Below are 11,038 nucleotides of genomic sequence, written 5' to 3'. Positions count from 1 at the left end.
CCCCCGGCCCGCCCTGTTCCCGCTGCGGCAGGCTCGTCCCGCCCGGCTCTGATCCGACCTCTCAGCGGGCCAGGCGGATCAGGATGCGGCAGACCTCTTCGATGATCTCCGCTGCCTCGGTCTCGCTCTCGGCCGTGGCGATCTCGCGTCCGGTCTCGCCGATCACCGTGGTGAGGACGAGGCTCAGCACCTGCTCGGGACGTCCGGCCGGCTCGCCGGGGCACGGCCCGCGCAGCAGCTTGGTGTTCTGCGCGATCCAGTGCTGGGCGCGGCTGCGGCGCATCAGCGACGACCCGGACGGCCCCTCGCCGCCGAGGAACAGCCGGGCCGCGTCCCGGCGCTCCCAGCACACCCGCAGGTAGGCGCGGGCGCCCGCGATGAACAGCGCGATCGGGTCGGACTCGCCGTCCTTGCGCGCGGCGGACACGGCCTGCGCGGCGCTCGCCTCCTGCTCGGCGCTGAGGTCCTCCCACAGCGCGACGTACAGCCCGGCCTTGCCGCCGTAGTGGTGGTAGAGGCTGCCGACGCTGATCCCGGACCGCTCGACGATCTCGGCGATGCCCGCGTCGGCGTAGCCGCGGTCGGCGAACACGTGCAGCGCGGCGGTCAGCAGCGCCTGCCGCGTGGCGTCGGCCCGCGCCCACTGGCGCCCGCCGCCTGCGCTCCCGGCGCTCTCGCCGCCGCCGTTCCCGTCACCGGTGCCGCCGGTCGCCTCGCCGCCCTCGTGGGCCCCGCTCGTCCGCATCCCACCATGGTGCCAGGCGGCCCCTGGCCCGCACCCGGCTCTCCGCGAGGCCCAACCAGCTCAGTACCAGTTGTTGTTCTGCCAGAACGACCACGCGCCGCACGGGTCCTTGTAGCGGGCCTTGATGTAGCCGAGCCCCCATGCGATCTGCGTCGGCGTACTGGTACGCCAGTCGTTCCCGGCGCTGGCCATCTTCGAGCCCGGAAGCGCCTGCGGGATGCCGTAGGCGCCGCTGGACGGGTTCTCGGCCCGCTCGTTCCAGCCGCTCTCGTGGTTCCACAGCGTCAGCAGGGACGGCCAGCAGCGGTCCCACCCCTTGAGGGCGTTCATCTTCTTGCCGTACGCCTTGTTCTGCTTGGCGCTCGGGTTCAGCTTGGCGAGCCGCTCCTTCTCCTGCTGCGCCTTCAGCTTCGCCCGCGCCGCCGCCTCCTTCTCGGCCTTCTTCTTCAGCGCCGCCAGTTCGCGCTTGTGCTTCTCGTAGGCGCGCTTCTTGGCGGCGGCGACCGCGTCCGCGACGACCGGGTCCATGTCGGACGCGGCCGTCAGCCGGGTGAGCATGTCGTTGGTCGACAGGTCGCCCGCCGCCATCTTCGGCGGCTTGGTGTCGTCGCCGCCGACGAAGCGTCCGATGTCGACGAGCGCGACCGCCGCGACGATCGCGCAGATCGCCACGACCGTGATCGTGACGTTGCTGGTCAGCAGCCGCCGGATCCGCCGTTTCCCGGGCGGGCGGGCGCCGTCCGGCGGCGTCCCGGTCCCGTTCGGGTCGTACGGATCGTAGGGAGGGTACGGCCCGGGCCCGCGCCGGCCGCGCGCGCCGGGCGCCTCGCGGGGCGGGGGTACCTGCACGGCGTCGCGGACGCGCCCCTCCGATCGCTTCGGCCCGGAACGGGCGCGTCGGGAGGAGGCGGAGGGACGTCTGCGTGTGCCGTGACTCTGTGGCATGAGAGAAGACTGCCTTATCGCCCGGGGTCCTGTCGTCCATGTGATCGTCCATGAACGAGGCTCAGCCGTCCACGGACGAGGTCCATGTGCCTGTACGGGGACCGGGTGACCCGCGGTTCACCCGTCGCGGTGCCCCCGATCCCGCCCCGCGCCAGGATTCAAGAGTTCCACATCTCCGGCCGCGAGTCGCGCCGGTTGCAGCGCTTCGAAGATCTCGCGGTGCCGCCCGTCGAACGCCGCCAGCTCGCCGCCGGGCGACTCCAGCGCCAGGCTGACCTCGTTGGCGCGGTCCCGTCCGGCGGCGGTGATCTCCACGAGGGTCGCGCGCCGGTCGTTCGGATGCGGGCTGCGGGCGACGAGGCCCACCGCCTCGAGCTGGTCGACGGTGAGCTTCACCGTCGTCGGATGCATCATCAGGATCCGGCCGAGCGTGCTCAGCCGCGCCCGCCCGTGGACGGTGAGGGCCAGCGTGGTCAGCAGGAAGTAGCCGGTCCGGGTGAGGTCAAGCCGTTTCAGCTCGGTGTCCAGGGCCTTCTTCAGCAGCTGGTTGAGCCGCCCCACCGCGCAGATCGCCATGAACGGCCAGGGCCCGCCGAGCAGCCCCTGCTCCTCCCAGCGGTCGCGGACGCCCATGACCAGCGGGTCGACCCCGTCCATGACCCGCGGGTCGGTGCCGTCCATGACCAGCGGATCGGCGCCGTCCGCGCCGTCCGCCGCCAAGCCCCAGGTGTCCGCCGTGTCGGCCGCCATGCCCGCCGTTCCGTCCCGTCCGGTGTCGTGTCGCGCCTCGGTTCGCACCGGATGATCTTAGCCGCGGAAGAATCGACATGTAAGTACTCGCTTCTTAGACCTTCTTCCAATAGAGTGCCTCAGATCACATGCGGGGTTGCCCGAGTGCTTGCTTGGGTGCGGCCTCCGCGTGTGGTCCCGGTCTCCGCCGAGACCGCGGTGGCGCGCGAACGAGCGGAACAGTGCGCCCCCGTGGCGCGGCGGGGCGGCGGAGTATCGGATGAGCGCCGACGTCCGAGAAGCGAAGGAGGCTGGGTTGTACCTTCACCAAACCCCCTTGGGGGAGGGCACCGGCTGATGGCCCTGAGCCTGACGAAGGCCCCGGACCTTGCGCGCAGGCGCGTCGGGCGGACGCTCGACGAGACCGGACTGCTGTGCGTGACCCTCCTGGAGGGTCTGCGCCGCACCTGGGACGTGCGCCAGTGGTGGGGCGAGTTCATCGAGCAGTGCTGGTTCCTGGCGCGCGTCACCAGCGTCCCGGTGATGCTGATCGCGGTGCCGCTCGGCGCGACCATCTCGCTGCAGGTCGGCGACATCGCCCGGCAGCTCGGCGCGCAGTCGGGCACGGGCGCGCTGCTGACCGCCGCGATGATCCAGCAGGTGGCGCCGCTGGCCGCGGCGCTGCTGGTCTCCGGGGTCGGCGGGTCGGCCATCACCTCCGACATGGGGGCCCGCAACATCCGCGACGAACTCGCGGCCATGGAGGTCATGGGCATCAACCCGGTCCACCGCCTGGTCACCCCCAGGCTGTGGGCGGCGAGCACGGTGTCCCTACTGCTCTGCTCGGTGGTGATCCTGGCGGGCGTCCTAGGCGGCTACTACTTCAACGTCATCCAGCAGGGCGTCAGCCCCGGCGCGTTCTTCGACGGCGCCACGACCCTGCTGCAGTTCCCGGACCTGGTGATCACCCTGTTCAAGGCGTGGGTGTTCGGCTTCATCGCCGCCGCCGTCGCCTGCTACATGGGCATGAACTGCGACTACGGGCCGGTCGGCGTCGGCCGCGCGGTCAACAGGGCGGTGGTGGTCACCTCGATCGTGGTGTTCGCGACGAACTACATCCTCACCATGATCTACCAGGTCCTCTTCCCCCCGAGGTTCTGATGGTCGCCATTTCCCCCGTACGCAAGCTGGGCCGGGCCGTCCGGGGCCGGGCCGCCGGGCTCGCCGGCTCGGCCGACCTGCCGGTCTTCCTCGGCCGCGTCCTGTACCACCTGGTCGTCGACATCATCATCCGGCGCAAGTACGGCAGGACGCTCGCCAAGCAGGTCAGCGACATCACCGTCGGCGTCGGCGCGCTCGTCATCGGCGGCGGCATGATCTTCGTGATCGCGACGATGTCGCTCGCCACCGGCGCGATGGTCGGGCTGCAGGGCTACCCGGGCCTGGAGCGGATCGGCGCGGAGGCGTTCACCGGGCTGGTGGCGAGCTACTCCAACGTCCGCGAGGTGACCCCGATCATCGCGGGCGTCGCGCTGGTCGCGCAGGTCGGCACCGGCTTCACCGCCGAGATCGGCGCGATGCGGATCTCCGAGGAGATCGACGCGCTGGAGGTCATGGGCATCAACTCGCTGGCCTACCTGGTGTGCACGCGGGTCGCCGCGGGCGTCATCGCGCTGGTGCCGCTGTACCTGGTGTCGCTGTTCATGGCGTTCTTCGCGACCAGGTTCATCACGATCCAGTACTTCGGGCTCTCACCCGGCATCTACGACTACTACTTCCACCTCTACCTGCCGCCGATCGACGTGTTCTACAGCGTCATCAAGGTCGCGGTGTTCGCGTTCATCATCATGTTCGTCCACTGCTACCGCGGCTACTACGCGGCGGGCGGCCCGGTCGGCGTCGGCGTCGCCGCGGGCCGCGCGATCCGGGAGTCCACCATCCTGATGATCCTGATGAACCTGGTCCTGTCGTACATCTTCTGGGGCCACGGCAGCACGGTGAGGCTGACCGGATGAGCGAGGAGACGCTGTCGAGCCGCTCCCGGACGGTCTTCGGGCTGGTCGGCGCGGGCGTGATCGCGGCCGCCGCGGTGTTCGTCGCGGTCGGCACGACGCCGTCGCACGAGGGCTCCACCTACTACAACGCGACGTTCGGACGCGCCGGGCAGGGCCTGGACCCGGGCAAGTCGGACGTCAAGATCCGCGGCATCGCGGTCGGCGCCGTCGACAAGATCACCCTGGTGGACAGCGGCCGGGTCAACGTCCGGTTCCGCGTCGACAAGGGGATCAAGGTCGCCGACACGACGGTCGCGGCGGTCGAGCCCGTCTCGGTGTTCGGGCCGAAGGACCTCGCGCTGGAACTCGGCGCGCACGAGCTGACCGGCCCGTACCTGGAGGACGGCGGGAAGATCGCCAAGACCCGCGACCCCGAGGAGCTGTCCGACACCGCCTGGCCCACCTACAAGCTCACCAAGGCCATCGACCCGGACGAGCTCGCCACGATCCTGCACACGTTCGGCAGCGGGCTCTCCGGCCAGGGGCCCGCGCTGCGCCGGACGATCGAGAACGGCGCCATCGTCGTCGACGCGACGTACGAGAGCCGCGCGGCGATCAACGCGCTGTTGGCCGACCTCAACGGCCTGTCCGGGACGTTCGCGTCCCGCGGCGACACCATCGCCGGTTTCGCGGGCGACTTCAACCGGCTCGCGCGGACGATCAACGAACGTCCCGACAAGGTCTCGCAGCTGCTGGACCAGTCCGGCCGACTGGGCGACACGCTCGGCAACAACCTGCAGCGGCACGGCGACAACCTCGGCAACATCATCGACTCGGGCGGCCAGGTCGTCGCGGTGTTCAACGGCCAGCGCCGGAACATCCCCGTGCTGCTGGACAGCCTGAACGGGTTCTTCAACCTGCTGGCGCAGATCATCCGCGTCCCCGGCCCGGAGGGCACGCTGATCGCGCAGGCGCGCGACGACCTCCCGCTGGACATCTGCCAGATCTTCATCGACATCTGCCCGGTCAACCCGGCCACGACGGCGTTCACCGCGTCGCCGACCCGCAAGTCCAATGGGGGACGGCCGTGAGCCCGCGCAGGCGCGCCAGGTCCGCGCGCGGCCCCAGCGGCGCCACGACGCTGAAGTTCCTGGTGTTCGTGGCGGTCACCGGGCTGCTCACGTTCTTCATCGGCGGGCAGATCCTCGGCACGAGCTTCGCGTCCCGCTACCGGCTGACGGCGACGTTCGACGACGTCACCGGGCTGCTGGAGGGCGACGACGTGAAGGTCGCCGGCACGCCCGTCGGGCAGGTGAAGGGCATCAGGGTCGAACGCGGCAAGGCCGTGGTCGACATGGCCGTGGACGACGACGTCCGGATCCCGTCCGACTCCACCGCATCGATCCGCTGGCGCAACGTGATGGGCCAGCGGGTCGTCTACCTGGAGCCGGGGAAGAAGCCCGAGATGCTGGACGACGGCGACCGCGTCCCGCACACCAGGTCGGTCGTGGACCTCGGCGCCATCGTCAACGACCTCGGCCCGCTCACCCGCAGCCTGGACCCGAACCAGCTCAACAAGATCCTGTTCTCGTTCACCCAGGCCCTGGAGGGCAACGAGCAGAACATCACCCTGCTGACCAACAACCTGGACGTGCTGCTCCAGACGTTCGCCGCCCGCCGGAAGACGATCCAGAAGATGATCGACGACTACGAGACGGTGAGCGCCGCGGTCGCCACCCGCGACAAGCAGATCGCGGCCAGCGTCGACAACCTGGAGTCGCTCACCAGGGTCTTCGCGAACAACCGCAGGCTGCTGGAGAACGCCGTCGTGGAGGTGTCCGGCGTCACCACCAACCTCAACCAGGTGCTCGGCGGCAACGACGCGCAACTCGGCCGCATCATCGACAACCTCGGAAAGTTCAGCGAGACGTTCCGGCTCAACGTCGACCAGCTGGAGAAGATGGTGCGGCAGCTCCCGCTCACGCTTCGGCAGCTGTTCGCGTCCGCCAACGGCGGCCACTACCTGCGGACGAACGCGCTCTGCCTGAACATCATGCAGGGCCCGTGCCCGTTCCCGATGACGTTGCCGAGGTCGCCGGGCGCGGGAGCGCCGTCCAAGGACGACCTCACCAAGCTGCGGAAGATGCTGCTGGGGGTGGGCGGCTGATGGCGCTGAAGTCGCTGCGGGACGTCGACCAGAAGCTGGTCGCGATCGTCACCCTGGCCGCGCTCGCCGCCGGGTGCGTGTTCGCGTTCGCCGTCGGCCAGCTCCACCTGCTCGACCGCGGCTACACGATGACCGGCGAGTTCAGCGACGCCGCCGGGCTCAAGAAGGGCCAGGACGTCCGGGTCGCGGGCGTGAAGTCGGGCCGCATCACATCCGTCGAGCCGGACTTCCAGCGCGGCAAGATCATCGTCACGTGGCATGTCGACGCCGGGATCGACCTCGGGCCGAAGACCCGGGCCGAGATCCAGACGACGACGCTGCTCGGCGGCCGGTACCTGCGGCTGTCCGGCCCGGTCGCCAAGCCGTACATGGCGGACGTGCCGGAGTCGCGGCGCCGGATCCCGCTGTCGCGCACCAGCGTCCCGTTCACCGTCCCGGACGCGTTGGAGGGCGCGCAGAACATCGTCGGCAAGCTCGACCAGAAGAGCATCGACCGGCTGCTCACCCAGGTCAACAAGATCGAGTCGCCGGGCGCGGTGAAGCTGAACCGCGTCCTGGTCAACATCCAGGACATGTCCCGGATGCTCAACGACTCCTATCCGGAGATCCAGAAGCTGATCGACAACAGCAAGACGATCACCGGCACGCTGGCCGCCAAGGACGAGCAGCTCCGCGAGATCATCAACGCCAGCCAGGTGCTGCTGCAGACGCTGGTGCGCCGCCGCGACGAGCTGGCCGCGACGATCGGGCAGGGCAGCCGCACCGTCCGGACGCTGTCCAACGTGATCTCCGACAACCAGAAGGAGCTCAACACGCTCCTGGACAACCTGCACCTGCTGACCACCAGGCTCGCCCCCAACATGGACGCGCTGAACACCGACTTCTCGCTCCTCGGGCCGACGTTCCAGCAGCTCGCCGTCCTCAAGGGCAACGGGCCGTGGGTGGAGGGCGTGCTCACCGGCCTCGGCCCGCTCCAGCCGCCGGGCCCGGTCTCCACGCGGCGCCAGCAGGGAGGCAACTGATGAGCAGGGTGAAGATCGTCGCCATCGCGCTCGGCCTGGCCATGACCGCGTCGCTCGGCGGCTGCTCGATCACCTCGTCCGGCGGCGGCGATCAGCGGACGATGGTCGTCTTCGTCCCGAAGGCCCGCTCCTTCTACCCGGAGTCCAAGGTCAAGGTGATGGGCGCGGACGTCGGCCTGGTCGAGAAGGTGGAGAACCAGGGCGACCGGGTCAGGGTGACGTTCCATGTGCGCGAGGACGTCCCGCTGCCGAGGGGCGTGCAGGCGTCGATCGTCCCGCTGAACCTGATCGGCGAGCGCAACCTCGTCCTGCATCCGGCGTGGAAGCCGGGGCAGCCGAAGGAGACCTCCGACGTCATCCCCATCGAGCGCACCCACGTGCCCGTCGAGGTGGACGACGCGCTCAGCTCGTTCACCAACCTCGCGAACGCGCTCGACCCGACGAAGATGCAGGGCGCGCTCGGCAACGCCGCCGACACCGTGAACGGCAACGGCAGGCAGTTCAACGCCACCCTGGAGCAGAGCGCCCGCCTCGTCGAGAACGTCGCCGGGCAGGACAAGGAGCTGATCGAGGTCGCGCAGAACCTCAGCCGCCTGGCGGGGGTGGTGCGCGGACGCGAGCAGGTCCTCGGCTCGGTGATCCGCGACTTCGGCGAGGCCAGCCGGGTGCTCGCCGCCGAGCGGGGCGCGCTGCAGGAGCTGATCAGCGGCGTTCTGGAGCTGGCGGACAACGGCGACAAGCTGATCCAGAAGTACAAGGGACGGCTGCCGTACGACCTGGCCGTCCTCACCCGGACCGCGCTCACCCTCAAGGGCAACGCGAAGGAGCTGGCGCAGCTCATCCACGCGCTGCCCGGCGTCAACGAGCTGCTCCTCAACGGCTACAACCCGAAGAACAAGTCGCTGCAGATCCGCTTCGCCACCGACGCGTTCCTGCGGACGTGGCTGAAGGGCCTGATGAACAGCGACGACGTCGACTGCCCGCTGCCGCCCCCGAACTCCAACTGTCCCTGGCAGAACGGAGGCAACTGATGGGGAGGACCGTTCTCGTTCTCGTCGTCGCCCTCGCCCTGGCCGCCTCCGGCTGCTCCTACACGACCGCGGGCGCGCCGAAGGGCGGCCTGACGCTGACGGCCACGTTCGACGACGTCCAGCAGCTCGTCGCCGGGCACAGCGTCAAGATGTCCGACATCACGATCGGCAGCGTCACCAAGATCCGGCTGGACGGCTACCGGGCGAAGGTGACGCTGTCCATCGAGGACGACATCAAGATCCCGAAGGGCACCCGGGCCGAGATCAGGGTGACGTCGCTGCTCGGCGAGAACTACGTGGACCTGCGGATGCCGCCCGGCGCGAGCATGGGCCGCGGCCCGTACCTCGCCACCGGCGACACGATCGCGCAGACCAGCGTCCAGCCGGCGTTCGAGCAGGTCGTCGGGCAGGCGGGCCCGCTGATCCAGGCGCTCGCCGGGGACGACGTCGCGACCGTCGTCAACGCCGGGGCCACCGCGCTGGACGGCAACGGCCAGAAGCTCAACATGACGATCGCACAGGCCAGCGGGCTGATGAAGATGTTCGCCGACCAGCGCCGCGAGCTGGGCGAGTCGGTCGACCGGTTCGCCAGGCTCGGCCGCTCGCTCGCGAAGGGCGACGACGCGCTGAACGAGGCGCCCGGCCAGCTCGAACGCACCACGCGGATGCTGAACGACGACAAGGACAAGATCGTCAAGACGGTCGACCGGCTCACCCGGATGGCCCGCCAGCTGAACGACAAGGTGCTGGAGGGACGCGTCCTGCGGTTCCGGAAGCTGCTGGCGGACCTCGACCCCGTCCTGCACCAGCTCGGGAACAACCGCAAGCGGCTCACCGCCCTGGTGGAGGGCCTGGTCGCCTTCTCCAAGAAGATCCCGCTGGCCAGCTATGACGGCCAGCTGCTGCTGTACCCGATCGTCCGCATCGTCTGGCCGGACGGGACGCCGATCTTCCCCGGCCTGAGCGAGAAGCCCAAGAACAAGAAGGAGAACGGGACCGGGCGGGACCCCGCCCCGGCTCCGGAGCTCCCGGACCAGCTCGAAGGCGCCCTCCCCGACCTCGACGCCATCCTGGGAGGACGCGGATGACCAGGCGGCTGACGATCAACCTGGCGGTCTTCGCCGCGCTCGCCGTGGTGATGGCCGTGTGGGCGTTCAACAACGTCGTCCGGTTCGACTTCATCGACCGCCCGTACCGCCTCACGGCGGAGTTCGAGTCCTCGCCCGGCCTGCACCCGAACTTCGAGGTCGACTATCTCGGCCTGCGCGTCGGCAAGATCGACTCGGTGAAGCTGGAGAGGGACAAGGTCGTCGTCCGGATGGACATCGAGCGCGGCGTCACGATCCCGCAGGGCGTGACCGCCGCCGCGGCCCGCAAGTCCGCCGTCGGCGAGCCGGTGGTCGAGCTGACCCCCGGCTCCGGCAAGGCGGACGCGCCGCCGATGAAGCCCGGCAGCGTCATCCCGGTGTCGCAGACGAAGGTCCCGCCCAAGTACGGTGACCTGTTCGGCGCGGTCATCGACACCCTCAAGGCGATCAACCCCGACGACGCCAAGGTCCTCACCCACGAGCTGGCCGAAGGCTGGGCCGGGCGCGAGGACTCCCTCCGCCAGATCATCAACGGCGGCGACGACCTGACGCAGACGTTCGCGCAGAACACCGAGCTGCTCGACGGGCTCACCAGGGACCTCGGGCGGATCACCCGCGTGCTGAACCAGAACCGCGGCTCGCTCGGCTCCGGGATCGACGACCTGGCCGCGCTCACCGCCGCGCTCAGCCAGGTCCGCGGAAAGATCGCCCAGCTGCGCGACCGGGGGCCCGGGCTGCTCGACACGGTCAACGACCTGCTGGACGAGACCGGCCCCGACTTCGGCTGCGCCGTCGACAATCTCGGCACCCTGGGCTTCTCGCGGTACAACCCCGACTACCTGACCGACCTGCGCAAGACGCTCGAATACGCGCCGGCGCTGAAGGTCGTCCTGGACAACGTGATCGGGATCGACCAGGGGCAGCCCGTCCTGAACGTCGTCTTCCAGGTCACGCTGAAGGAGCCCGCCGCGCTGGAGTACAAGTACCCGCTGCCGCAGCCCGCGGTGAACAAGATGCGGACCTGCCCCGGCGGACGGACCCCGGCGGTTACGCCGCAGAAGACCTACCGGGCCAAGAACCCGGGCGAGACGATCCCCACCCACGACCCGGCGCTCGACCGGAAGGACGTGCGGGCCGAGAAGGCCGCGAATGCCAGCGAGGACTCTTCCGGCGGGCCGCCGGCGTGGCTAGTGTACGTCCCCCCGGTCATCGCCCTGCTGGTGCTGATCAGGGTCATGATGGGCTCGGTGCCCGTGGTGTCCCGCCTGACCCGACTGCGTCGGGGCAAGGACTGACCCCAACCCCGAGGAGTGCCCG

General features: G+C 69.9%; 11 protein-coding genes. 8 read left to right on the top strand and 3 right to left on the bottom strand.

Annotated features, from left to right (window positions below):
- Positions 1 to 61: 61 nt before the first annotated feature.
- The 3 genes from E1287_RS26305 to E1287_RS26295 form a co-directional block, all read right to left on the bottom strand.
- Positions 62 to 745 (bottom strand): TetR/AcrR family transcriptional regulator, encoded by a 684-nt coding sequence (locus E1287_RS26305; RefSeq protein ID WP_131967738.1) that lies wholly within the window; start codon positions 743 to 745, stop codon positions 62 to 64.
- Between the two features lie 60 nt (positions 746 to 805).
- A complete protein-coding gene (locus E1287_RS26300) occupies positions 806 to 1,594 on the bottom strand; it encodes a lytic transglycosylase domain-containing protein (protein ID WP_243719448.1) in 789 nt (262 codons plus the stop codon).
- A 213-nt stretch (positions 1,595 to 1,807) separates the two neighbouring features.
- Positions 1,808 to 2,488, bottom strand: a complete 681-nt coding sequence (locus tag E1287_RS26295; RefSeq protein WP_243719447.1) for a MarR family transcriptional regulator — start codon at positions 2,486 to 2,488, stop codon at positions 1,808 to 1,810.
- Positions 2,489 to 2,776: 288 nt separating this feature from the next.
- On the opposite strand from E1287_RS26295, the gene E1287_RS26290 reads away from it, so the two are divergent.
- From E1287_RS26290 to E1287_RS26255, 8 genes are read left to right on the top strand one after another with little or no spacing between them, the layout of a single operon-like run.
- Positions 2,777 to 3,580 carry an ABC transporter permease gene (locus tag E1287_RS26290; RefSeq protein ID WP_131967736.1) on the top strand — a complete coding sequence of 268 codons (804 nt, stop codon included), beginning with the start codon at positions 2,777 to 2,779 and terminating at the stop codon, positions 3,578 to 3,580.
- Complete coding sequence (locus tag E1287_RS26285) at positions 3,580 to 4,434, top strand: ABC transporter permease (RefSeq protein WP_131967735.1); 855 nt, start codon at positions 3,580 to 3,582, stop codon at positions 4,432 to 4,434. The genes E1287_RS26290 and E1287_RS26285 overlap by 1 nt, the downstream gene beginning before the upstream one ends.
- Positions 4,431 to 5,504, top strand: a complete 1,074-nt coding sequence (locus E1287_RS26280; protein ID WP_131967734.1) for an MCE family protein — start codon at positions 4,431 to 4,433, stop codon at positions 5,502 to 5,504. Before E1287_RS26285 ends, E1287_RS26280 begins: the two co-directional genes overlap by 4 nt.
- A complete protein-coding gene (locus E1287_RS26275; protein ID WP_165969186.1) occupies positions 5,501 to 6,580 on the top strand; it encodes an MlaD family protein in 1,080 nt (359 codons plus the stop codon). The genes E1287_RS26280 and E1287_RS26275 overlap by 4 nt, the downstream gene beginning before the upstream one ends.
- On the top strand, positions 6,580 to 7,602 hold the full coding sequence (locus tag E1287_RS26270) for an MlaD family protein (protein WP_131967733.1): 1,023 nt from the start codon (positions 6,580 to 6,582) through the stop codon (positions 7,600 to 7,602). Before E1287_RS26275 ends, E1287_RS26270 begins: the two co-directional genes overlap by 1 nt.
- Positions 7,602 to 8,633, top strand: a complete 1,032-nt coding sequence (locus E1287_RS26265; RefSeq protein ID WP_131967732.1) for an MCE family protein — start codon at positions 7,602 to 7,604, stop codon at positions 8,631 to 8,633. The genes E1287_RS26270 and E1287_RS26265 overlap by 1 nt, the downstream gene beginning before the upstream one ends.
- Positions 8,633 to 9,721, top strand: a complete 1,089-nt coding sequence (locus E1287_RS26260) for an MlaD family protein (RefSeq protein ID WP_131967731.1) — start codon at positions 8,633 to 8,635, stop codon at positions 9,719 to 9,721. The genes E1287_RS26265 and E1287_RS26260 overlap by 1 nt, the downstream gene beginning before the upstream one ends.
- Positions 9,718 to 11,016, top strand: coding sequence for an MCE family protein (locus E1287_RS26255; RefSeq protein ID WP_131967730.1), 1,299 nt, complete (start codon positions 9,718 to 9,720; stop codon positions 11,014 to 11,016). The genes E1287_RS26260 and E1287_RS26255 overlap by 4 nt, the downstream gene beginning before the upstream one ends.
- Positions 11,017 to 11,038: the final 22 nt, after the last annotated feature.

Source organism: Actinomadura sp. KC06, from assembly GCF_004348735.1.
Taxonomy (GTDB): Bacteria; Actinomycetota; Actinomycetes; order Streptosporangiales; family Streptosporangiaceae; genus Spirillospora.
This window is presented reverse-complemented; position numbering and strand designations above follow the sequence as displayed.